General features: G+C 69.2%; 16 protein-coding genes and 1 pseudogene. 9 read left to right on the plus strand and 8 right to left on the minus strand.

The window, feature by feature from the left end; genetic code table 11:
• Positions 1 to 168: 168 nt before the first annotated feature.
• A complete protein-coding gene (gene hemW, locus GHC57_RS15830; protein ID WP_153346019.1) occupies positions 169 to 1,371 on the minus strand; it encodes a radical SAM family heme chaperone HemW in 1,203 nt (400 codons plus the stop codon).
• Between the two features lie 99 nt (positions 1,372 to 1,470).
• Here hemW and GHC57_RS15835 point away from each other — a divergent pair, with 99 nt between their 5' ends.
• From GHC57_RS15835 to GHC57_RS15845, 3 genes are all read left to right on the plus strand, one after another.
• Entirely contained in the window at positions 1,471 to 1,986 is a 516-nt protein-coding gene (locus GHC57_RS15835) for an adenine phosphoribosyltransferase (protein ID WP_153346021.1), read from the plus strand.
• Between the two features lie 356 nt (positions 1,987 to 2,342).
• Entirely contained in the window at positions 2,343 to 2,915 is a 573-nt protein-coding gene (locus tag GHC57_RS15840) for a queuosine precursor transporter (RefSeq protein WP_153346023.1), read from the plus strand.
• Positions 2,916 to 2,968: 53 nt separating this feature from the next.
• Positions 2,969 to 3,277 (plus strand): hypothetical protein, encoded by a 309-nt coding sequence (locus GHC57_RS15845; protein ID WP_153346025.1) that lies wholly within the window; start codon positions 2,969 to 2,971, stop codon positions 3,275 to 3,277.
• A gap of 9 nt (positions 3,278 to 3,286) precedes the next feature.
• Here the strand turns inward: GHC57_RS15845 and GHC57_RS15850 are convergent, their stop codons facing one another.
• Positions 3,287 to 4,996: a hypothetical protein gene (locus GHC57_RS15850; protein ID WP_153346027.1), complete on the minus strand. Its 1,710-nt coding sequence runs from the start codon at positions 4,994 to 4,996 to the stop codon at positions 3,287 to 3,289.
• A gap of 354 nt (positions 4,997 to 5,350) precedes the next feature.
• Between GHC57_RS15850 and GHC57_RS15855 the strand changes: the two genes are divergently transcribed.
• Positions 5,351 to 6,367, plus strand: coding sequence for an adenosine kinase (locus GHC57_RS15855; RefSeq protein ID WP_153346029.1), 1,017 nt, complete (start codon positions 5,351 to 5,353; stop codon positions 6,365 to 6,367).
• Between the two features lie 78 nt (positions 6,368 to 6,445).
• Here the strand turns inward: GHC57_RS15855 and GHC57_RS15860 are convergent, their stop codons facing one another.
• Complete coding sequence (locus tag GHC57_RS15860) at positions 6,446 to 7,378, minus strand: MBL fold metallo-hydrolase (protein WP_153346030.1); 933 nt, start codon at positions 7,376 to 7,378, stop codon at positions 6,446 to 6,448.
• Positions 7,379 to 7,473: 95 nt separating this feature from the next.
• Between GHC57_RS15860 and GHC57_RS15865 the strand changes: the two genes are divergently transcribed.
• The 3 genes from GHC57_RS15865 (at position 7,474) to GHC57_RS15875 (ending at position 11,528) form a co-directional block, all read left to right on the plus strand.
• Positions 7,474 to 8,355 carry an N-formylglutamate amidohydrolase gene (locus GHC57_RS15865; protein ID WP_153346031.1) on the plus strand — a complete coding sequence of 294 codons (882 nt, stop codon included), beginning with the start codon at positions 7,474 to 7,476 and terminating at the stop codon, positions 8,353 to 8,355.
• 65 nt (positions 8,356 to 8,420) lie between these two features.
• Positions 8,421 to 9,566: a carboxylate-amine ligase gene (locus GHC57_RS15870; RefSeq protein WP_153346032.1), complete on the plus strand. Its 1,146-nt coding sequence runs from the start codon at positions 8,421 to 8,423 to the stop codon at positions 9,564 to 9,566.
• Between the two features lie 66 nt (positions 9,567 to 9,632).
• The gene (locus tag GHC57_RS15875) at positions 9,633 to 11,528 is read left to right on the plus strand and encodes a hypothetical protein (protein ID WP_153346033.1); all 1,896 of its coding nucleotides are present in this window, start codon (positions 9,633 to 9,635) and stop codon (positions 11,526 to 11,528) included.
• Positions 11,529 to 12,047: 519 nt separating this feature from the next.
• On the opposite strand, the gene GHC57_RS15880 is transcribed toward GHC57_RS15875, so the two are convergent.
• Complete coding sequence (locus GHC57_RS15880; RefSeq protein ID WP_153346034.1) at positions 12,048 to 14,033, minus strand: acetyl-CoA carboxylase biotin carboxylase subunit; 1,986 nt, start codon at positions 14,031 to 14,033, stop codon at positions 12,048 to 12,050.
• Positions 14,034 to 14,166: 133 nt separating this feature from the next.
• On the opposite strand from GHC57_RS15880, the gene GHC57_RS15885 reads away from it, so the two are divergent.
• Positions 14,167 to 14,553, plus strand: coding sequence for a GxxExxY protein (locus tag GHC57_RS15885; protein WP_211369221.1), 387 nt, complete (start codon positions 14,167 to 14,169; stop codon positions 14,551 to 14,553).
• 722 nt (positions 14,554 to 15,275) lie between these two features.
• On the opposite strand, the gene GHC57_RS15890 is transcribed toward GHC57_RS15885, so the two are convergent.
• The 3 genes from GHC57_RS15890 to GHC57_RS15900 all read right to left on the minus strand — a co-directional run bounded on the left by GHC57_RS15890 (position 15,276) and on the right by GHC57_RS15900 (position 20,963).
• Positions 15,276 to 16,808 (minus strand): acyl-CoA carboxylase subunit beta, encoded by a 1,533-nt coding sequence (locus GHC57_RS15890; protein ID WP_153346036.1) that lies wholly within the window; start codon positions 16,806 to 16,808, stop codon positions 15,276 to 15,278.
• A gap of 277 nt (positions 16,809 to 17,085) precedes the next feature.
• A complete protein-coding gene (locus GHC57_RS15895; protein WP_153346037.1) occupies positions 17,086 to 18,600 on the minus strand; it encodes an ATP-binding protein in 1,515 nt (504 codons plus the stop codon).
• Between the two features lie 92 nt (positions 18,601 to 18,692).
• Positions 18,693 to 20,963, minus strand: coding sequence for an NADP-dependent malic enzyme (locus GHC57_RS15900; RefSeq protein ID WP_153346038.1), 2,271 nt, complete (start codon positions 20,961 to 20,963; stop codon positions 18,693 to 18,695).
• Between the two features lie 424 nt (positions 20,964 to 21,387).
• On the opposite strand from GHC57_RS15900, the gene GHC57_RS15905 reads away from it, so the two are divergent.
• Positions 21,388 to 22,389 (plus strand): ABC transporter substrate-binding protein, encoded by a 1,002-nt coding sequence (locus tag GHC57_RS15905; RefSeq protein WP_153346039.1) that lies wholly within the window; start codon positions 21,388 to 21,390, stop codon positions 22,387 to 22,389.
• Positions 22,390 to 22,443: 54 nt separating this feature from the next.
• On the opposite strand, the pseudogene GHC57_RS19615 reads toward GHC57_RS15905, so the two are convergent.
• Positions 22,444 to 22,634: pseudogene (locus tag GHC57_RS19615) on the minus strand (IS110-like element ISEc32 family transposase); the annotation flags it as partial.

Below are 22,634 nucleotides of genomic sequence, written 5' to 3' on the forward strand. Positions count from 1 at the left end.
AACAAACACAGAACACCGTTACCCATGTTGCCGGTCAATAGTGTTACCCATGTTCCCGGTTGCTCACGGGTGGCCGCTGCGGTCCGGAAACCACGCGACCCCGATTTTCCACGATGAACCTTTTTCAATGCCGCCGTCCCCGGCAGTCTGATCCTCTTCCCTTTGGCCTTACGCCGCGATGTGCGCCAGCACCGCATCCAGGCGGGTCTGTCCCTCGGCGGTGGCGCGCAGCCACGGGCCGTCCCGGGTGACGAATCCCAGGTCGATCATGGTGGCGAGGCCCGCGGGGTCCAGGGCGTCGGCGAGCGGCAGCCCGCTGAGGCGCTCGAACCGCGCGGCGTGGATGCCCTCGGTCAACCGCAGACCCATCATGAGCAGTTCCACCGCGCGGTCCGGCGGAGACAGCGGGGTCCTGGCCTGCAGCCCATGGCCCTCGCGCGCCACCTGGGCCAGCCAGCCGGCGGGGGCGGCGATGGTGCGGGTTGCGACCCCGCCAAGGCGTCCGTGCGCGCCCGGGCCGAGGCCCACATAGTCGCCGCCGCGCCAGTACACCAGGTTGTGCCGACAGGCCGCCCCGGGGCGGGCGTGGTTGGATGTCTCATAGGCCGGCAGGCCGGCCGCCGCCGTCGTCTCCCGCGTCAGGTCGAACAGGTCGGCGGCCGTGTCCTCGTCCGGCAGCGCGAACGCGCCGTCCCGGTGCGCGGCGAAGAAGGCCGTGCCCTTCTCGATGGTCAACTGGTAGAGCGACAGGTGATCGGGCGCGAAGCCCAGGGCGCGGTCCAGCTCCGCCGCCCAGGCGTCCGGGGTCTGGCCCGGCCGGGCATAGATCAGGTCCAGCGAGACGCGCGGGAACACGGCGCGGGCGAGGTCCAGGGCCGCCAGCGCCTCACCCGCATCGTGCCGCCGCCCGAGGAAGCGCAACGCGGCGTCGTCCAAGGCCTGCACGCCCAGCGACAGGCGGCCGACCCCCGCCGCGCGCAGGGCGGTGAAGCGCGCCCGGTCCACGGCGCCCGGATTGGCCTCCAGCGTCACCTCCAGGTCGTCCGCCAGCGGCCAGTGCCGGGCCGCCGCGTCCAGCACCGCCGCGACCGTCCCGGGCGCCATCAGCGAGGGCGTGCCGCCGCCGAAGAAGACGCTGGTCAGGGGGCGGCGGGTCGCCGGGGCCGCCGGGTCCATCGCTTCCATCGCCGCCAGCGTGTCCAGTTCCCTGACATACGCGCGGGCCCAGGCGGCGTGGTCCGGATCGGCGATGACGTGGCTGTTGAAGTCGCAGTACGGGCACTTGGACAGGCACCAGGGCCAGTGCACGTAAAGACCGAAGCCTTCGTCATCGGGATCGGCTGTCGGGTCGGTCGTGTCGGATGACGTCATTGGGGTCTCGGAATGGTCGCCGGGCGCGCACGCCAATGCTTTCCTTGCGCGGCGGCTTTGCCTAGGATGCGTCGGCTTTGTTTCACCGAGGGGCGTGACATGGATCTCAAGGACCACATCCGCGAAATCTCCGATTTCCCGAAGCCGGGAATTCTTTTCTACGATATTTCCACGCTGCTGGCCCATGCCGATGCGTGGCAGGTGACCATGGGCCGCATGGCCAAGGCCGCCCGGGCCTACCAGCCGGACGTGATCGCGGGCATCGAATCCCGCGGCTTTCTGGTGGCCGCGCCGTTGGCGCTCAAGCTGGGCTGCGGCTTCATCATGGTCCGCAAGCGGGGCAAGCTGCCCGGCGGCACGGTCAAGCACACCTACCAGTTGGAATATGGCGAGGATACCGTCGAGATCCAGGACAACGCCATCGAGCCCGGACAGCGGGTGATCGTGGTCGATGACCTGCTGGCCACGGGCGGCACCTTCGGCGCTTCGGTCGAGCTGCTGCGCAAGGTCGGCGCCGAGGTCTGCGCGGCCGCGTGCATCATCGAACTCGGGTTCCTGAAGGGCCGCGACAAGATCGATGTGCCCGTGCACGCCCTGATGACCTACGACCAGTAGGCCGACGGACGGCCCCGCCGGGGCGCCGGCGCCTGCCACGAAGCCGGGCAACGGGCTCAGGTGAACGGGATCGCGCCTGCGGGTCTTTGCAAAGGCTCGGAGACCCGCGGTCGAGATCCTTCAGCCGCGGTGCGGCGTCAGGATGACATCCTATCGTTTCATGCCGTCATCCCGAGTGAGCGAAGCGAGACGAGGGATCTCGCGGGGCGAGTTCTGACGGAGCGGAAAGCGCCGTCCTGCTCCCGTGAGCGCGTTGCCATATGCCACGAAGCGGTCACATTGCCGTGGGAGAAAAAGGGTGACGTGTCCCAATCTGCGGGACCGCGCCCTCGATCGGAAAAGGGAACCCTGGGATCATGAGTCAGTCCCGTCGCCCCGACGACGCCGCTGGGGCCGCCGGCCCGGTGGGCTGGGTGGACCTGGTGCCGGCCGTGGCCGCCATGGCGGTGGTCGTCGTCGCGTCCAATATCCTGGTGGGCTATCCGATCAACGACTGGCTCACCTGGGGGGCGCTGACCTATCCGGTGGCCTTCCTGGTGACCGATCTGACCAACCGGCGCTTCGGCCCGGCCCGGGCGCGCCGGGTGGTGCTTGTGGGCTTCGCGCTGGCGGTGGTGCTGTCCATTGCCCTGGCCTCGCCCCGCATCGCGCTTGCCTCCGGCACCGCGTTCCTGGTGGCGCAGACCCTGGATGTGCAGGTGTTCGACCGCCTGCGCAACCGGGTGTGGTGGCTGCCGCCGCTGGTCTCCTCCGTGCTGGGCTCGGCCCTGGATACCGCCCTGTTCTTCACGCTCGCCTTCGCCGGCACGGGCCTGCCGTGGATCGGCTGGGGCCTCGGCGACTTCGCCGTGAAGATCGCGGTCGCCCTGGCCCTGCTGCCGGCGTTCCGCGTGCTGGCGCGCGGTCCGGGTCTGGCGGTGGCGCGATGACGCGCCCCCGTGCCGTATCGCGTGCCGTATCGAGGGCGCGCGCCCGCGCCCGGATGGGGTCCGCGCTGGCGCTGGCGGTGGGGCTGACCGCCGCCGTGGCCCTGGCGGGTGGCGCGCAGGCCCAGACCGGCGCGGACAGCGAGGCCCGCCCGGGTCCCCGCGTGATGCTCTGCCTGTACGGCACCGACGGCAAGATCCTGGCCGGTCACATCGAGTGTCCCGAGGTCGTCCACCCCACGGACGCCATGATGGCCGCCGCCCACTGCTTCTATGACCGCGAGGGCCGCCTGTGGCGCGGCCTGCCGCGTTGCCCCCGCACCGCGCCGCCGTTCCTGATGGAAGAGGCCGCGCACGCGGAGTAGCCGGGACGACTACCCCCCGACCCCGAATCCGGCGCGGGCCAGCCGCATGTGCAGCCGTCGCAGTTCCTCTTCCTGTTGGGGCTGCGGGACATCGCTCAGGAACTCGGTCGTGAAGTCGGGTCGCTTCAGGTAGGACAGCACCCGCTTGCGGGCGAAGGTCAGGGCCTTGCCCTCCATCAACACGCCCGAGGCGCAGAAGCTGATGAGCCGGTCGGCCCGCTTGCGCAGCGAGTCGTCCGGATTGTCCAGCTTTTCGATGATGCGGGCCTTCTCCACGTAGCGGGCGAGCATGGAATCGAAGTGCTCGAAGACGCGGTCCCGCATCACGTCCGGCATGGCCGGTCCGTCCATCAGGGCGCGCTGCACGCCGGTGACCGTGGCCAGCTTCTGGGCCGGCGGCAACTCGGCGGCGAAGTCGTCCACGCCGCGCGTCGTCTTGATGCCGTCCACGATCAGATCCAGGATCAGGCCGCCATAGGGCTGCACTTCGCGGGCGCCGGACAGGGCGGCCAGATAGTGCAGGCGCCGGGCGCTGTTCGCCAGCGACGAGGACACGCCCACGATCGACTGGCGCCACCCGGCATCCCCACCCTGATTGATGCGATGGTTGTAGCGCCGCGTGATGGCCACGGCCATGCGGTGCGCGCCGAGCAGCCCGTTCACCGAAATGACGCGGTCGCACAGGACCTCGAAGAACTCGTGCTCCCGGCTGGGATCGTTGCGGGACAGGGGGGAGCGACCCGCCACCTCGCGATAGACCCGGTCCATCAGCACCGTGGCGGAGGAGGGCAGCTTGCCGGCCGCGAACAGCGCGGCCAGCACCTGCGCCGTTTCCGCCTGACCGCCCGCGCCGGTCTCGCCCTTGCCCTCGACCAGATCGATCAGGGTGAGCAGCGCCACCGCCAGATTGGGCCGGTCGCCCAGAATGTCCTGCACCACCTGCCCGATGCCCAGGCAGTCGGCGATGAACTCGTCCAGCATGGCCAGGGCGCCGTCGGGCAGATCGTCCGACACGGCCGACAGCAGGGCGTCCAGCTTGCCCAGCCAGCTCTGGCGGCCGGCCAGATCGCGGCCGATGGCCGCGCGCACCAGGAACGCCTGTTCGGCGGGGTCGAAGGCCGCCATCCGGGCCTTGTCGTAGGCCTCGTGCAGGGTATCCAGCCCGGCGCCGCGCATCATGCGCTCGCCCTCGGCCCGCCGCGCGCGGCGGCCGACCTCGTCGATCAGCCCATAGAGGGCATCGCGGCGGGTCCGGGTGTCCAGATCCTCGCGGTCCTGGGCCTGCAGCGACGCCACCTTGTCCACGGCCGATGGATAGATGTTGGAGTCGTGATTCTGCAGTTTGGACAGGGGGCGGAAGGCGTACAGCAGTTCCGAGACGGTGACCGTGTTGCGGTCCAGATAGGTCCGCAGCAACCGCGCCATGGTCATGCGGGCCGGCAGCGCATACAGCTCGTCCGCCGTTTCGCACCAGGGGGCCTCGTCGATCGCGCTGATGGCCACGGGGCGCTTGTCGGGAATGTCCCGGGTTTCCTCGAACACGGTGCGTTCGGCGGTGAGGTCGCCGCCCAGGCTGCGTTCCGAGATGACCCGCGCGCCCTGCGAGGTGCCCGCGTTGAGCAGCTTCTTCGCCAGAAGAACGGCCTCGGCCTCCCGGTCCAGGATGGACTCGGTCATCCAGCGGCCGTCCCGCATCACCTGCACTTCAAACGTGGTCAACGCCGGCGCCCCCCGTCGCAGATCGGCATTGATGGTCGCGGACCCCGGGGCCGGGTGAGTCACCCATCCCCGTCACACCTTAGCCCGGAACGGGATCAGGGGGAATATTCCGGACCGGAAAGTCAGGGCCCCGGCCACGACTCGGCGGAAAGGCTGGCGATCCGGGCCCGGCGACGACACGAAGCGGGCGAGTCAACCGGCGCACCGCGCGCAAGAGGGGCGGACGGCGCCCAGGGCCGGGTTGAGATGGCACCGCGCTTGCCCCTATGCTGCCTGTGGCCGGGTGCCCGCACGGCGCCGCAGGTCATCGAACCGACTTCCGTTTCCACCGACCGAAAAGGACATGCCGTTCCCATGACTGCTCCGCGCCACGACATCGTTGCCATCGGCAACGCCATCGTCGATGTCATCGCCCACGCCGACGACGCGTTCCTGTCCAAGCACGGCATGACCAAGGGCGGCATGATGCTGATCGACAACGCCCAGGCGGCGGCCCTGTACGACACCATGGGCCCGGGCGTGGAAATCTCCGGCGGGTCGGCGGCCAACACGGTCGCGGGTCTGGCCTCGCTGGGGGCCAGCGCCGCCTTTGTCGGCAAGGTGGCCGACGATCAGCTCGGCCGCATCTTCACCCACGACATCAAGGCCATCGGCGCCACGTTCGACACGCAGCCGCTGACGGGACCGAAGGCGGAGGAGTCCTCCACGGCCCGGTGTCTCATCCTGGTCACGCCGGACGGCCAGCGCACCATGAACACCTATCTCGGGGCCTGCATCGAGCTGGGTCCCGAGGACATCGACGAGACGCTGTTCGCCGGCGGCCTCATCACCTACATCGAGGGATATCTGTGGGATCAGCCGCGGGCCAAGGACGCCATCGTGAAGGCCGCCGCCGCCGCCCGTGACGCCGGCCGCAAGGTGGCCCTGACCCTGTCGGACAGCTTCTGCGTCGACCGCCACCGCGAAACCTTCATCGAGCTGACCAGCGGCTTCGTGAACTTGCTGTTCGCCAACGAGGCGGAAATCAAGGCGCTGTACCAGACCGACGATCTCGATCAGGCGGTGGCCCAGATCAAGGGGCACACCGACATCGCGGCCATCACGCGGTCGGAGAAGGGATCGCTCGTGGTGACCGGCGACGAGGTGCTGACCGTGGCCGCCGAACCCGTCTCGCAGGTCGTCGACACCACCGGCGCCGGGGACCTGTACGCGGCCGGCTTCCTGCGCGGCCTGACCAGCGGCCGGAGCCTGACGGACTGCGCCCACATCGGCCATGTCTGCGCGGCGGAGATCATCAGCCACTTCGGACCCCGGCCCGAGGTTGCCTCGCTGGCCGATCTGGTCTCGCAGAAGATGGGTCGCGCCGCCTGACGGACGTCAACGGGCATCCGAGGATGCCCGTTGACGTCCGGTGCCGCCCTGGCACCGCGCAGCGGTGCCGGTATAAGCCTACTCCCACTCCAGTTCGGTGCAGACCTGCTGGGCGTTGCGGCCGGCCAGGGCCTCGAACTGGAGCAGGTGGGAAAACGCGGACTGGTCCAGGTCGCCGACCTCGGTGATGGACCCGCCCGCGTCCATGTGGTCGCGCACGATTCGGCGCAGGTGGACCAGATAGTCCCGCGTGTCCGCGCGGGCGCGGTCCAGGGTCGTGGCCGGTCCGTGGCCGGGCACCACATGGCCGGGGTCAAGGGCCGCCACGGCGTCGAAGGCGTCGATCCACGCGCCCGCGTGGGAATGGTCCATGACCCCGAGCAGGCGCCCGACATAGACGATATCGCCGGTGAACACGGTGTCCTTCTGTGGCACCCAGACGTAGCTGTCGCCCGGGGTGTGGGCCGGGCCGGGGTGGTGGATCTGGAGCGTCACGCCCCCCAGCGAGACGGTGTGGGCGTCCTCGAACACCGTGCCGGCGTGCACCGGCTCGGTGCCGTCGAGGCCGTCCCCGATCAACTGGCGCAGCATCGACAGTTGCACCGAGCCCCGCGTCCGCTGGTCGGCGACGGCATCGGCGGAGGCGATCACGGTGGCGCCCTGGTCCACCCAGTAACCGTTGCCGAGCCAGCGGTGATCCTGCCCGCCGGTGTTGATGACCGTCCGCACCGGCTGGTCCGTGACCGTATCGATGGCCGCGTCGATCATGGCCGCGCCGGCCCGGCTGCCGCCCGGATCGATCAGCACCGCGCCGGAGTCGGTGACGATCAGCCCGAACGTGGCGTTGTTCCCCAGGTTGTCCGGGTCGCGCTGGGCCATCGGTCCGACCAGGGCATAGACCCCGTCCGTGACACGCTGCACCTCCAGCGGTCCGGCCAGCGCGGGCAGGGCGCCACAGGCCATGACCAGACCCAGGGCGAAGCGGCGGAGCGGGGCGGCGGATCGGGTCATGGGATGGCCTTTCGGCTGGGGTGTGCGGGCCGGACGCCTGAAACGGAGGCAAGCTCCCCCCTGTCCCCGGCGGCGCGGTTCGGTATAATCCCGCCATGATGAACCTCTCGCAACCCGTCTCCCCCTCCGACTCCGACCCGGACTCCGCCGCCGCGCCTCTGCTGGCGCCGGACGAGCCGCCGCCGTTCGAGGTGGTCAACCCGGATGCACAGCGCCCGGTCCTGCTGATCTGCGACCACGCGGCGCACCGGGTGCCGCGCGCCCTGGGCACGCTCGGCCTGGACAAGGCCGACCTGCATCGGCACGTCGCCTGGGACATCGGGGCCGCCGCCGTCACCCGGCATCTGGCCGCGCGCCTGGACGCCTGCGCGGTGCTGGCGAACTACTCGCGGCTGGTGATCGACCTGAACCGGGTCCCGGGGGCGGCCGACTCCATTCCGCCGGTCAGCGACGGCACCCCCGTGCCCGGCAACCGGGATCTGTCCGAGGCCGCCGAGCAGGCCCGCATCGACGCCCTGTTCAATCCCTATCACAGCGAAGTGACGCGGCGGCTGCATCACCTCTGGCGCGTCACGGGACAGGCGCCGGTGCTGTTCTCCGTGCATTCCTTCACGCCCACCATGAAGACCGGCGGCCCGCCGCGCCCGTGGCATATCGGCGTGCTGTGGGACAGCGACGGCCGGCTGGCCCTGCCGCTGATGGAGGGGCTGGCGCACGACCCGGACCTGATCGTGGGCGACAACGAGCCGTATTCGGGCTGGGTGGTGGGCTTCACCGTCTCGTCGCACGCGGGCAGCGCGGGGCTTGCCCGCGCCGCCGTGGAGATCCGGCAGGACCTGATTGCCACCGAAGCGGGGGCCGCCGACTGGGCCGGGCGCCTGGGCTCGATCCTGGAGGCCGTGCTGTCGGATCCGGGGCTGTATGTACATGCCTCGGACGCGGCGCCGGGCGGCGCGCCCACCGACGGGCTGGAGTAGCCAGGGGCGCAGCCTGATGAACTGAAAAGCGCCGGGAAGGCGCGGTGCGCAGGGGAGGGACCGTCATGGCGAACACCACCAACAGCGAACCGGCCTTCACGCTCGGTGTGGAAGAGGAATACCTGCTGGTCCACCCCGAGACCGGGGACCTGGTGACCGACGTCCCCGAAAGCATGATGCAGGAGTTCGCGGACATGCCCGAGGGGGCGGCCAGTCCGGAGTTCCTGCGCAGTCAGATCGAGGTCGGCACCCGCAAGTGCGAGACCGTCGCCGAGCTGGGCACGTGCCTGCGCGCCCTGCGGCGGCGGGTCAACGACGTGGTCACGGCGCACGGCATGGCGCCCATCGCCGCCTCGACCCATCCCTTCGCCCAGTGGAGCGACCAGAAGCACACGGTCAAGGACCGCTACATCTCGCTGGCCAAGGACTATCAGGCGGTGGCCCGGCGGCTGCTGATCGGCGGCATGCACGTGCATGTGGGGATCGAGGACCCGGACCTGCGCATCGACCTGATGAACCAGACCGCCTATTTCCTGCCGCACCTGCTGGCGTTGTCCACCTCGTCGCCGTTCTGGCGCGGCCTGGACACCGGCCTGAAGAGCTACCGCATCAGCGTGTTCAATGAACTGCCGCGCACGGGTCTGCCGGGGCGGTTCGAGTCCTACGCCGACTACAAGCGGCACATCGACATCATCGTGGATGCGGGCCTGATGGAGGACGCGACCAAGATCTGGTGGGACCTGCGGCCCTCGGCCACGTTCCCGACCCTGGAAATGCGCGTGACGGACATCTGCACCCGGGTCGAGGACACCATCTGCCTCGCCGCGCTGTACGTCTGCATCCTGCGCATGCTGTGGCGGCTGCGGCGCACCAACCAGCGCTGGCGCATCTATGCCCGCATGCTGGTCGAGGAGAACCGCTGGCGCGCCCAGCGCTACGGCCTGGACGAAGGGCTGGTGGACTTCGGCATCGGCCGGGTGGTGCCCATGGCCGAACTGACCGAAGAGCTGATCGATCTGACGCGCGAGGACCAGAAAGTGCTGGGCTGCCGCGCCGAGGTCGAGCACGTCCGCGACATCATCGCGCGCGGCTCCAGCGCGCACGCGCAGTTGCGCACCTACCAGGAAGCCGTCGAGGGCGGCGCCGCGCCCGCCGAGGCCCTGCGCGAGGTGGTCGCCATGCTGCGCAAGCAGACCGTGATGGGGGTGTGACCCGGGCGAAGCCGGCAGGGCATCGCCGGGCCAGCGTGTTGCAGACCTAGCAGGGGAGGACAGGGCATGAAGGTCGGGATCGTGCTCGCGGTGATGCTTGCGATGGGACCTGTGATGGCGGGGGGCGCGGCCCGCGCCGCGGCGGACGCGGCGGGTCCGGAGGCCTCCGAACCGGCGGTCGCCGGGTTGGCCGCCTTCGACGGGACGTGGCAGACGCCTGACGGGCGCTGGCGTCTCCGAATCGAGAACGGCACGGCCACCATCCTGGCCGGCGGGGACGGGCGGCGGCCGGTGGGGTCGGAGATCCTGCGCCTGACCGCGGTGGATGGATCCACGGCCCGGGGCACCTATCGGTTTTCCAATGGCGGCTGGGGCAGTGTCACGGCGTCGGTCGCGGGCGGGGCCCTGCGGCTGTCGTCCGGGGCCACGTCCTGGGCCTGGCAACGGGTCGCGGCCTCGCCGGTCGCAGAACCGGCTTCGGCGGCTCCCGCCGGGCAGGCCGCGCCGTCCTCGACTCCGGCGGCACCGCCGGCCGGGGCCTGGGGCGCGGATCCGGCCGTAAGGGAGACCCTGGCCCGCGTCATGCGCGACCATCCGGCCACCGACGCCTACCGCGAATGCCGGCAGGCGCACGGCCCCCTGGACGCCGCGACGGCCATGGTCCTGCTGGAGGGCACCCGACTGACCGTGGAGCGGCACGGCCGCACGGTCGAACGGCTGGTCACCTCCGGCATGATCCAGCCGGACCGGGTCTGCCTGGACAGCCCGATTCAGTGCGGCCAACTGTACTACTGCGCCAGCGACGAGGCGCTGTTCTTTGTCCGCCGCGACCTGATCGTGGCCGTGAACCCGGTGGGCGAGGTGGCCGCCGTGCAGGCCCATCTGACCGACCCGGTGGCGCCGGAGGGCCCGCCCTGGGTTTCGGTGGTGGATCAGCCCTGTCAGGTCGTGCGCGCCTGGCCGGGGACGGACCGGGTGGTCTGGACCGGCGCCTGCGCGCGCGGCAAGGCCACCGGCCCCGGGGTGCTGACCTGGATGCAGGGACCGTCCGTGCTGGGCCGCACGCGCGTCGGACCGGACTGGGCGCTGCACCTGGATGAGGGCGTGCTGAAACTGGACCTGGACCTGAGCGCCTTCCGCTTCAGCCTGTCGGCCTGCGGGATGCAGGGGGATTACCGCCATGTGCAGGTGCTGGCCCCGGAGGGCATGCCGCCCGCGGTCTTCGAGGGCCCGTGGGTCGTGGACCGGCTGATGACGCGGGCGGCGGCGTATGCCACGACCTTGTGCCCGATCCCCGACCGGGGCGTGAACAACATCGCGGTCAGCATCGCCACGGCCGAACGGCCGGACCAGCCGCTGGTGACGGGCCGCAACTACGAGCGCGACGCCCTGACCTGGCGGGAGTTCCGCAATGCCCCCGCGGCGGCCGCCGAACGCGCGATCCAGCAGGAGGAGCGCGCCCGCGTGCAGCAGGCGCAGCGCGAGGCCGCGCAGGCGCGCGAACGCCAGCTCATGGACCTCTACCGGGCCCTTCGTGCCGATCTGGTGAACCAGGCCCGGTCCTTCCTGAGCACCGGCGAGGCCAATCTGCCCATGCTCGCGGCCGCCCTGGACGAGGACGAACTGGGCGTGCTGGACCGGCTCGAACGGGGGGCGTGGTTGCGGCTGGAGCCGGCCTCGGGCGTCCAGACCGTGGAGCATGAGGGCGACCGGCATTATGCCGCCACCTACGCGGTGGGCTCGCCGTTCGCCCGGCTTGAGGCCGACATGCGCTCGCAGCGCGATTTCTCGTGGGAAAACTGGTTCGACCAGACGCAGGCCACGCCGCCCCGCCGGACCACGCTGACCTGCCTGTTCGAGGACACGGACGCCATCCCCCGGGAGTCGCGGCTCGTGGAGGTTCGCCTGCTCGACTTCTCCAGCGCCGGGCAGCGCACCACCATCCGGTTGCTGTGTGAGTAACCGAAGGGGCGCGCCGTCAGCGCCCCCCGCCATCTGCGGCGTCGGCGGCGAGTCCGACCCTTCGGTCCGAAGAGCGTTGCGCCCCGCCCGGCGGCGGTGGGCGTGACGGCGCGGCATGACGGGTCTCAATGCGCGGGGGCGCGGGATCGGTCAGCAAGGATCGGAATCGTTCCAGAAAAGAATGGAGCCCCGCCGAAACCCGCTAGTCGCCGCCGGATTTCCTGGCCCGCGCCGCCTGGGTCTCGGCCCTGGTGGCCGTGGCCCTGGCCGGTGTTCTATGGGTCGCGTGGCGTCACGCGCGCTTTGCCCGGACCGCTGCGCCCGGCTCATCCTGAACGCAGACCGTCGTCTCGTTCATCGCCACGTCCAAACCGACATCCTGGCCTATGGCGGCTCTCCCTTTCATGGCCCTTTTCCCGGGGCGAGGGTACTTCGACCCCGTGCCAACCGGGAGAGCAGCCGAACGCCGATGGCGCCATGTATTCTGTGCGGGCCGGTCGCAGGCCGATCAGGCCCCCATCAACTGAACTCCATGATGATCTGGTCCACGGACAGGCTGTCGCCCGGCCCGGCATGCAGCTTGGCCACGGTGCCGTCGCGTTCGGCGCGCAGGATGTTTTCCATCTTCATGGCCTCGACCACGGCCAGCGCCTCGCCGCTCTTGATCTCCTGGCCCTCCTCGACCGCCAGCGAGACCAGCAGCCCCGGCATGGGCGAGAGCAGATACTTCGACAGGTCCGGCGGCTGCTTCTTGGGCATCAGCGCGGCGTACGTGGCGGCCTCGGCGGTCATGACCACCGCGCGGTCGGTCGCCCCGGCGTGGAACAGGCGGTAGCTCACCCCTTCGCGGTCGATCTGCACCGATTCGGGGTGGCCGTTGATCTCGCACGTGAACAGGGACTGGCCCAGACGCCAGCCGGTGCGCACGACCATCGGTTCTTCGTCCACGATGACCCGGAAGCCGTCCTCCAGCGTCGTGACCGTGACCGGGTGGTTGGTGTCGCCCAGGCGCACCACCCAGTCATTGCGGACCTGCTTTTCATGGCCCGGCAACTGCCCGCTGATGCGGGCGTCGCGCTCGGCGTGCTTGCGGTGCACGCAGGCCGCCACCGCCACCAGGATGGTGGGGTCCTCCGGCGGCAGGTCGGCCATGTGGAAGCCGTCGGGGTATTCCTCGGGGATGAAATTGGTGGTCAGGTCGCCCTTGACGAAGCGCTCCTTGCCCATGACCGAGGCCAGGAACGGAATGTTGTGCGACACCCCGCGGATGTAGAACGCATCCAGCGCCCGGCGCATGTGGCGGATGGCCAGATCGCGCGTGCCGCCGTAGGCGATCAGCTTGGCGATCATGGGATCGTAGAACATGCTGATCTCGCCGCCTTCCATGACGCCGGTATCGACGCGGACGAGGCCCTCTTCCTCATCGGGCGGCATGAAGCGGGTCAGCCGGCCGATGGACGGCAGAAAGTTGCGGAACGGGTCCTCGGCATAGATGCGGCACTCAAGGGCCCAGCCCTTCAGGCGGATGTCGTCCTGGGTCAGGGCCAGGGGCTCGCCGGCGGCGATGCGGATCATCCATTCCACCAGGTCGAGGCCGGTGACCATCTCGGTGACCGGGTGTTCCACCTGCAGGCGGGTGTTCATTTCCAGGAAGTAGAAGTTGCGGTCCGCATCCACGATGAACTCGACCGTGCCCGCGCTCTTGTAGCCCACGGCCTGGGACAGGGCGACCGCCTGCGCGCCCATCTCGGCGCGCACCTCTTCCGTCAGGAAGGGCGACGGCGCCTCCTCGATCACCTTCTGGTGGCGGCGCTGGATGGAGCACTCGCGCTCGCCGATGTGGATCGTGTTGGCGCCGTCCGAGAGCACCTGGATCTCGATGTGGCGCGGTTGCTGGATGAACTTCTCGATGAACACGCGATCATCGCCGAAGCTGGACCGCGCCTCGTTGGCGGCGGAGACGAAGCCCTCGCGGGCGGCGGCCGCATCGTGGGCCACGCGCATGCCCTTGCCGCCGCCACCGGCCGAGGCCTTGATCATGACCGGAAAGCCGATCTCCTCGGCGATGCGGACCGCCTCTTCGGGGTCGTCGATGATGCCCATGAAGCCGGGCACGGTGCTGACCCCGGCGTCCTTGGCCAGCTTCTTCGACGTGATCTTGTCGCCCATGGCCTCGATGGCATGGGCGTCCGGGCCGATGAAGGCGATGCCCTCGGCGGCCAGAGCTTTCTGGAACGCCTTGTTCTCGGACAGGAAGCCGTAGCCCGGATGGACCGCCTCGGCGCCGGTGTCCTTGCAGGCCTGGATGATGCGGTCCATGACCAGATAGCTCTCGGACGAGGGCGACGGCCCGATATGGACCCGCTCGTCGGCAAGCTGCACGTGCAGGGCGTCGGCGTCCGCGTCCGAGTGCACGGCCACGGTCTGGATACCCATGCGGCGCGCGGTCTTGATGACTCGGCAGGCGATTTCCCCGCGATTGGCGATCAGGATCTTCTTGAACATGGCGTGCCCTGGTCCTCGGTCGGTGAACAGTCGGTCAGGCCGCGCGCGCCAGACGGGTCGCCCCTGGCGCGCTCAGCCGACTCATGATTTGATGGTGATGGATGCGCTGGCGCAACCGATCAGGAGAGGCTCCGTGACTCCCATCGACGCCGATCTCAACGACCTCTCGGGCGCAGTGGTGGATGCGGCCTACCGCGTCCATTCGGCATTGGGCCCGGGATTGATGGAAGGCGTGTATGAAACCTGCCTTGCTTATGAACTCGGCGAGCGACGTGTGCCGTATGTCCGCCAGCTTGAAGTTCCGGTCCAGTATGACGGTCAAAGCATGGGTACTGGATTCCGGGTTGACCTGTTTGTCGGAAATCGTCTGATTGTGGAACTCAAAGCAGTCGAGTCCATCAACAAAGTGCACAAAGCCCAGCTTTTGACGTACATGAAACTGATGGATCAGAGGCTTGGCCTGCTCATCAATTTCAATGTTCATCTGATTCGGGACGGAATCACCAGGCTGATTCTGTGATGTGGCGGATGCACGGGAAGACTTCAGACGCGTTTTGAGCGGAGCCAAACGTCGGATCCGCGCCCCTTCGGCTGGGCGTGGACCGCTCCGTGTCCTCTGCGTCTCTGTGGTGTTTTTCTCCGCATGGTCCGGGAGACTCACCACAGAGGCACGGAGAGCACAGAGCGGACGGCTCGCCATCTCCGGGGCAGCATGACCCGGCCACGACAAACCCAGGGGATCCCTGACCCCGGCCGCACGGTAGACCCGCGCCCCGTCGGCTGGGCGCGAACCGCTCCGTGTCCTCTGCGTCTCTGTGGTGTTTTTCTCCGCATGGTTCGGAAGACTCACCACAGAGGCACGGAGAGCACAGAGCGGACGGCTCGCCATCTCCGGGGCATCATGACCCGGCCACGACAAACCCAGGGGATCCCTGACCCCGGCCGCACGGTAGACCCGCGCCCCGTCGGCTGGGCGCGAACCGCTCCGTGTTCTCTGTGTCTCTGTGGTGTTTTTCTCTGCATGGTCCGGAAGACTCACCACAGAGGCACGGAGAGCACAGAGCGGACGGCTCGCCATCTCCGGGGCATCATGACCCGGCCACGACAAACCCAGGGGATCCCTGACCCCGGCCGCACGGTAGACCCGCGCCCCGTCGGCTGGGCGCGGACCGCTCCGTGTCCTCTGTGTCTCTGTGGTGATCATCTGCAACCGTTCCTTCAGGCAGTCCGCGGAACCAGCCCTTAAAGCGGAATGTTGCCGTGCTTGCGCCAGGGGTTTTCCAGCTTTTTGCCGCGCAGCATGGCGAGGCTCTTGCACAGGCGGCGCCGGGTGCCATGCGGCATGATGACGTCGTCGATGAACCCGCGCGACCCAGCCACGAACGGGTTGGCGAAGTGGTTGCGGTACTCCTCGGTGCGCTCGGCGATCTTGATCGGATCGTCCAGGTCCTTGCGGAAGATGATCTCCACCGCGCCCTTCGGACCCATGACCGCGATCTCGGCCGACGGCCAGGCGTAACTGACATCGCCGCGCAGATGCTTGGACGCCATGACCACATAGGCCCCACCGTACGCCTTGCGGGTGATGACGGTGATCTTGGGCACCGTCGCCTCGGCATAGGCGTACAGCAGCTTGGCGCCGTGCTTGATGATGCCGCCGTATTCCTGGGTCACACCCGGCAGGAAGCCCGGCACATCCACGAACGTGATGATGGGAATGTTGAAGGCGTCGCAGAACCGCACGAACCGGCCGCCCTTGCGCGCGCTGTCGATGTCCAGGCAGCCGGCCAGCACCATCGGCTGGTTGGCCACGATCCCCACCGTGCGGCCTTCCATGCGGGCGAAGCCGGTGATGATGTTCCGGGCGTAGCGCGGCGCGATCTCGAAGAAGTCATGCTCGTCCACGACTTTGAGGATCAGCTCCTTCATGTCGTAGGGCTTGTTCGGGTTGTCCGGGATCAGGGTATCCAGCGAGGGTTCCTGGCGGTCGAACGGATCCTCGGTCGGCTTGACCGGCGGCTCTTCCCGGTTGCTGCCCGGCAGGAAGTCCATGAACCGCCGCAGACCCAGCAGCGCCTCCACATCGTTCGTAAACGACAGATCGGCCACGCCCGACTTGCCGGTGTGCGTGAGCGCGCCGCCCAGTTCCTCGGCCGTGACCTCCTCGTGGGTGACGGTCTTCACCACCTCGGGGCCGGTCACGAACATGTTCGAGCTGTCCTCGACCATGAAGATGAAGTCGGTCATGGCCGGGGAGTACACGGCGCCGCCCGCGCAGGGCCCCATGATCATCGAGATCTGCGGCACCACGCCGGAGCCCATCACGTTGCGCTGGAACACGTCGGCATAGCCGGCGAGGCTGTCCACGCCCTCCTGGATTCGCGCGCCGCCCGAATCGTTGATGCCGATGACGGGCGCGCCGACCTGAATGGCCTTGTCCATGACCTTGCAGATCTTTTCGGCGTGGGCCATCGACAGCGACCCGCCGAAGACGGTGAAGTCCTGGCTGAACACGAACACCAGCCGGCCGTTGATGGTGCCGCGGCCGGTGACCACGCCGTCACCGGGCACCTTGTTCTCGTCCATGCCGAACTGGGTGCAGCGGTGCTCGACGAACATGTCCCATTCCTCGAACGAGCCCGGGTCGAGCAGCAGGTCGATCCGCTCGCGCGCGGTCAGCTTGCCCCGGCCGTGCTGCGCATCGATGCGCCGCTGTCCGCCGCCAAGGCGGGCCTGGACACGCTTGGCATCGAGCTGGCGGATGATGTCGTGCATGATCGCTGGTCCCTGTCTTCAGTATGGAGGGCCGGGCCCGCCGGCGCGGATGAACGGCGCGGGCGCCCCTGGCGTTTCTTCGCGGTGCAACACAATGTCATGCGGTGCAGCGACGAAAAACGCAAGTCTGTTCTGCTTTCGGGGCCGGAACGGCATGAAAGTTTCGTATGCCACCCCCTGGAAGGGGCGGAGCGGGAACATATGGGCGGATGCGGATCGGCGATGACGCAGGCGCGCCGGTCCAACGACGACACGGTCCCCGTGTCGTCGTTCGGGTCTATCCCGCAGCCGGCATCTGGCTGGTCGAGCGTGCGGCGGAATCGGCCTGCCTGTGCGCGGCCGGCAGATAGACCGTGAAGGTGGAGCCCTCGCCCACCACGCTGTCGGGCACCAGCATGCCCCGGTGACGCGCCAGCACATGCTTGACGATGGCCAGCCCCAGCCCGGTGCCGCCCATCTGGCGCGAGCGCGCCCGATCCACCCGGTAGAATCGCTCGGTCAGGCGGGGCAGGTGCTCGCGCGCGATGCCCTCGCCCTGGTCACGGACCGAAACCCGCACGCAGGGCCCGCGGCGGGGTCCGTGTGGTGGCCCGTGCGGTGCCCCGTGCGGTGCCATTGGCATGCCCGCCGGTCCCTGCTCAACCACCCGGCCGGTGACCGTCACGGTCGAGTCGCGCCGCCCGTACTTGACCGCGTTGTCCAGCAGGTTCTGGAACACCTGGCTGAGCTGGTCGGCATCGCCGATCACCGGCGGCAGGTCCGGGTCCAGGTCGAACACGATGGCGCAGCGCTTGGCCTGGCACTTCAGCTCCATGCCCCGGGCGATGCGCTGGATCAGGTCCGGCAGGGCCACCGTCTCGGTGGGGACCGAGTGCTCGTTGATCTCGATGCGCGACAGCGACAGCAGGTCTTCCACCAGCCGCTGCATGCGCCGGCCCTGATCGAGCATGATCGGGAGGAAGCGGTCGTGCGCCTCGGCATCCTCGCGCGCCGGCCCCATCAGCGTCTCGACGAAGCCCACCAGGCTGGACAGCGGCGTGCGCAGTTCGTGGCTGGCGTTGGCGACGAAGTCCGCCCGCATGCGCTCCAGCCGCACCAGCTTGCTGACGTCGTGCATGGAGACCAGGATTTCCGCCCCCTGCCGGTCCGGCTGGGCCAGGGGGCCGACGCGCACCTCGAATTCGCGCTCCACCGCGCCCGGCAAGGTCATCTGCACCACCTGCCCCGGGCGGCCCGCCAGCACCGCTTCCACGGCGGCCAGCACGCGGGGGTCCCGCAACACCAGGGTCAGCGGCTTGCCCACGCCGTCGCGGCCGAACTGCACCCGGGCCGCCGTATTGACGCGGGTCACGAGACCGTCGGTATCCACCAGCAGGATGGGATCGGAGAGGCCGTCCACGATCAGGGCATCGGACTCGGCCCGCTCGGCCAGGGCGGCGACCCGCTGGTCGTGAGCGCGCCGCAGATCCATCAAGGCCGACATCTGCGCGCGCGCGGCGGCGGAGTAGACGATGTCCGGCACCGCGGCGGCCCGCCCCCGACCGTCCGCCAGGGTCCGCATGGTCAGTTCCACGGCGTACAGGTCGCGCAGATGCGGGCGCAGCAGCAGAGCCGCCGCGCCCACCAGGGCCAGGGACAGGGGGAACGCCAGCCAGCCGGGCGACAGTGCTCCCGTCAGCGCCAGAAGCCCCAGCACAGCGATCCCGGGCAGCGCGAACAGCACCGCCGCGCCCAGCGTGCGGCGGCGCGGCAGCCGCAGGGTCTTTCTGTTCGGGATGGCGTCGCGGCCCATGGTGTGGTCTCCCCGCCCGCGCGCACCGGGCCCCGGACTGGCCGGAGCGAGGACGCCCCGCGCCCCCGCTCATCCGATTCGGTGAGTCGGGGTCAGACCCCGCGCACGGCGTCGTGCGCCGCCATGACCGCCATGTGGACCATGTCGGAGACGGTCGCATCCATCGCCGTCACCTGCACCGGGCGCGACAGCCCCAGCAACAGGGGACCAATAACCGTTCCACCGCCGAGTTTCTGGAGAAGCTTGTATGAAATGTTCGCCGAATTCAGCCCCGGCATGACCAGCACGTTGGCCGGCCCCGACAGACGCTGGAACGGGTACACCTTCAGCAACTCGGGATCGAGGGCCACATGCGCGCCCATCTCGCCCTCGTACTCGAAATCGGGATGGCGGGCATCCAGGATCCGCACCGCCTCGCGCGGGATGACCGGGTTTTCGCCCTCCGGCGCGCCGAAGGTGGAGTAGGACAGCAGGGCCACGCGCGGTTCGTGCCCCAACTGGCGCACCTTGCGCGCGGCCTGACAGGCGATGTCCGCCATTTCCTCGGCCGACGGGGCCTCGTGCACCGTGGTGTCCGCGATGAACACCGTCCGGCCCCGCGCGACCACCATGGTCAGGCCCATCAGGCGCTCGCCGGCGTTGGTGTCGATGCACATCGTCACCTGGTCGATCACATGGTGGTGGTGGCGGGTCAGGCCCGTCACCATGGCATCCGCGTCGCCCATGGCCACCATGCAGGCCCCGAAGATGTTGCGGTCCTGGTTCACCCAGCGCTGGGCGTCCCGGTACAGCACGCCCTTCCGGCCCATGCGGCCGTGGATGTAGTCGGTGTAGGTCTGATTGTGGGACGAGACCCGCGCATTGTAGATCTCGATGCCTTCCATCGTGCCCAGACCGAGCCGCTTGACCGCCTCCTCGATGCGGTCCTCGCGCCCGACCAGGATCGGCGTGCCGTAGCCGCCGTTGCGGAAGGCGACGGCGGCGCGGATCGACTTTTCCTCCTCGCCCTCGGCGAAGACCACGCGCTGCGGATGGGCGGCGACCTCGTTGTGGATGACCTGCAGGCTGGCCACCGTGGGGTCCAGACGCGCCGACAGGGCCTGCCGATAGCCGTCCATGTCCACGATGGGCATGGTCGCCACCCCGGTGTCCATCGCCGCGCGGGCCACGGCCGGCGGGATGGCGAAGATCATGCGCGGATCGAACGGCACCGGGATGATGTAGTCCGGCCCGTAGCGCAGCCGGCGGCCGGCATAGGCGGCGGCGACCTCGTCGGGCACGTCCTCGCGCGCCAGCATGGCGATGGCGCGGGCGGCGGCCACCTTCATTTCCATGTTGATGCTGCGGGCCCGCACGTCCAGCGCCCCCCGGAAGATGTAGGGGAAGCCCAGCACATTGTTGATCTGGTTGGGATAATCCGACCGTCCGGTGGCCATGATGGCGTCGGTGCGGACCGTCGCCACCTCTTCCGGCGTGATCTCGGGATCCGGGTTGGCCATGGCGAAGATGATCGGCTTGTCCGCCATGGTCGCCACCATGTCCGGGGTCACGGCCCCCTTCACAGACAGGCCCAGGAAGGCGTCCGCCCCCGCCAGGGCCTCGGCCAGGGTGCGCTTGTCCGTGTCCACGGCATGCGCCGACTTCCACTGGTTCAGATTGTCGCGGTCCCGGTGGATGACGCCCTTGGTGTCGCACAGCATCACGTTGTCATGGGGCACCCCCATGAACTTGATGAGTTCGGCGCAGGCCACGCCGGCGGCCCCGGCGCCGTTGATGACCACGCTCACGTCGCGCAGGTCGCGCCCGGTCAGATGGCAGGCGTTGATGAGACCGGCGGTGGCGATGATGGCCGTGCCGTGCTGGTCGTCATGGAACACCGGAATGTCCATCAGCTCCTTCAGGCGCTGTTCGATGATGAAGCATTCCGGGGCCTTGATGTCCTCCAGGTTGATGCCGCCGAAGCTGGGTCCCAGGAACCGGACGCAGTTGACGACCTCGTCCACGTCTTCCGTCTCGACCTCCAGGTCGATGGCGTCCACGTCGGCGAACTTCTTGAACAGGACGGCCTTGCCCTCCATCACCGGCTTGGAGGCCAGCGCGCCCAGGTTGCCCAGCCCCAGCACGGCGGTGCCGTTGGAGATGACCGCCACCATGTTGCCGCGCGCGGTGTAGTCGTAGGCGGTGGTCGGGTCCCGCTCGATCTCCAGACAGGGCGCGGCCACGCCGGGGGAATAGGCCAACGACAGGTCGCGCTGGGTGGTCAGCGGCTTGGTGGGCGTGATCTCGATCTTGCCGGGGCGGCCGGAGGCGTGCATCAGCAGCGCCTCGCGCTCCAGGTTGGAAATGGGTTTGGTGTCGTCCATGCCTGTCCGTCTGCGTAAGAGGGGGCCGAGTGGGGTGGGTCCTGGAAGGCGCTTCCGGGTGTCATCCCCGGATGGCGCAGGGTGCGGCGGCCGCGCGGCGGGCCGGCCGGGGGGCTTGACCCTCGCGCCGGAACCACGGGCCGGCGACGACGCGCGCGTCCGAAAAAAGGGGCCGTCATAATGCCCACTCGGGGGGCGGGTGCCCAGTGATTTGTGACGGCCCCGGGCCGCCCGGCGGAACCGGGCGGGGATCCCCCGTTTGCATGACCGGGCCGGGTCGGCTAGGCTCATCGCAAACCCGAGGGCGAGGACGGATCGGCCCGATCCGCACCGGCCCCGGTTTCGCGTGACCCCTCCCCCTGGGGACCGCGCCGGACGCCCGACGGACACGCCCAAGCGCCACCGGAACAGGGACACCGACACCATGAACACGCTGATTGCGGGCGCCGCCGGAGCGGTGGCGTCGTCGCTGGCCATGCTGGCCACCCTGACCCCCGCCCAGGCCGCCGACTGCGGCCGGGTCACGATCGCCGAGATGTCCTGGAACTCGGCCGCCACCCTCGCCAACATCCAGAAGATCATCCTGACCGAGGGCTTCGGCTGCGACGCCGAGCTGGTGCCCGGCGACACCGTGCCCACCATCACCTCGATGACCGAGAAGGGCGAACCCGACCTGGCCCCCGAAATCTGGCCCAACGCCCACCAGGACGTGATCGCCAACGCCGTGGACGAGGGTCAGGTGGTCATCGCCACCAAGACGCTGCAGGACGGCGGCCAGGAAGGCTGGTTCGTGCCCGACTACATGGTCGAGGAGCACCCGGAACTGGCCACCATCGACGGCATCCGCGCCAACCCCGACCTGTTCCCGGACCGGGAGGAGCCCGGCAAGGGCCGCTTCTACACCTGTCCGGCCGGCTGGCAGTGCCAGATCGTCAACGAGAACCTGATGGAGGCGTACGGCATGACCGACGCCTTCACCCTGTTCGACCCCGGCTCCGGCCCCGGGCTGGCGGGCGCCATCGCCAAGGCCTATGAGCGGCGCGAGCCCATCTTCGCCTACTACTACGGTCCGACCGCGATCCTCGGCAAGTACGACATGGTGATGGTCGAGGGCATGGAGCACGACCCGGAGACCTGGGACTGCGTGACCAGCATGGACTGCGAGGACCCGCGGCCGAACGCCTATCCGCCCTCCGACGTGCTGACGCTGGCGGCGGTGTCGTTCAAGGATCGCGCCGCCGAGGCGTTCCAGTTCGTCTCCAGCGTGTCGGTGCCCAACCAGGTCATCAACGCGGTCCTGGCCTGGCAGGAGGACAACCAGGCCACCGGCGAAGGTGCGGCGCTGTACTTCCTGGAAACCTACCCGGACATCTGGACCGACTGGGTCCCCGCCGAGGTGGCCGACAAGGTCAAGGCGGGGCTGTAGCGCCGTCGGGCCCTTCCTTCCGAAGGGACGGCGTGGCCCCCCCCCGTCATCAACTCAGTTTGTGGCGGGTTCGGGCTGAGGCCGGAGGACCGCGTTTGCGATGGTGACGAGCTTTCTGGCAACGGCGAGGAGTGCGCCTTTTGGTGTCTTTTTATTTCCGATAAGCCGTTCGTAGAAGGCCTTGAGGTCGGGGTTGTATCGCACGGCGGAGAGCGCGGCCATGAAGAGCTTGGATCGCAAGGCGC

It is taken from the genome of Roseospira navarrensis (assembly GCF_009601025.1).
GTDB lineage: Bacteria > Pseudomonadota > Alphaproteobacteria > Rhodospirillales > Rhodospirillaceae > Rhodospira > Rhodospira navarrensis.

What these genes read in the sequence shown, in the direction of transcription:
- GHC57_RS15900 (WP_153346038.1), bottom strand. Translation starts at nt 20,963, where the DNA reads ATGGACGACACCAAACCCATTTCCAACCTGGAGCGCGAGGCGCTGCTG.
- GHC57_RS15845 (WP_153346025.1), top strand. Translation starts at nt 2,969, where the DNA reads ATGGGGTCCGCGCTGGCGCTGGCGGTGGGGCTGACCGCCGCCGTGGCC.
- GHC57_RS15895 (WP_153346037.1), bottom strand. Translation starts at nt 18,600, where the DNA reads ATGGGCCGCGACGCCATCCCGAACAGAAAGACCCTGCGGCTGCCGCGC.
- hemW (WP_153346019.1), bottom strand. Translation starts at nt 1,371, where the DNA reads ATGACGTCATCCGACACGACCGACCCGACAGCCGATCCCGATGACGAA.
- GHC57_RS15875 (WP_153346033.1), top strand. Translation starts at nt 9,633, where the DNA reads ATGAAGGTCGGGATCGTGCTCGCGGTGATGCTTGCGATGGGACCTGTG.
- GHC57_RS15860 (WP_153346030.1), bottom strand. Translation starts at nt 7,378, where the DNA reads ATGACCCGATCCGCCGCCCCGCTCCGCCGCTTCGCCCTGGGTCTGGTC.
- GHC57_RS15870 (WP_153346032.1), top strand. Translation starts at nt 8,421, where the DNA reads ATGGCGAACACCACCAACAGCGAACCGGCCTTCACGCTCGGTGTGGAA.
- GHC57_RS15835 (WP_153346021.1), top strand. Translation starts at nt 1,471, where the DNA reads ATGGATCTCAAGGACCACATCCGCGAAATCTCCGATTTCCCGAAGCCG.
- GHC57_RS15905 (WP_153346039.1), top strand. Translation starts at nt 21,388, where the DNA reads ATGAACACGCTGATTGCGGGCGCCGCCGGAGCGGTGGCGTCGTCGCTG.
- GHC57_RS15865 (WP_153346031.1), top strand. Translation starts at nt 7,474, where the DNA reads ATGATGAACCTCTCGCAACCCGTCTCCCCCTCCGACTCCGACCCGGAC.
- GHC57_RS15855 (WP_153346029.1), top strand. Translation starts at nt 5,351, where the DNA reads ATGACTGCTCCGCGCCACGACATCGTTGCCATCGGCAACGCCATCGTC.
- GHC57_RS15880 (WP_153346034.1), bottom strand. Translation starts at nt 14,033, where the DNA reads ATGTTCAAGAAGATCCTGATCGCCAATCGCGGGGAAATCGCCTGCCGA.
- GHC57_RS15890 (WP_153346036.1), bottom strand. Translation starts at nt 16,808, where the DNA reads ATGCACGACATCATCCGCCAGCTCGATGCCAAGCGTGTCCAGGCCCGC.
- GHC57_RS15840 (WP_153346023.1), top strand. Translation starts at nt 2,343, where the DNA reads ATGAGTCAGTCCCGTCGCCCCGACGACGCCGCTGGGGCCGCCGGCCCG.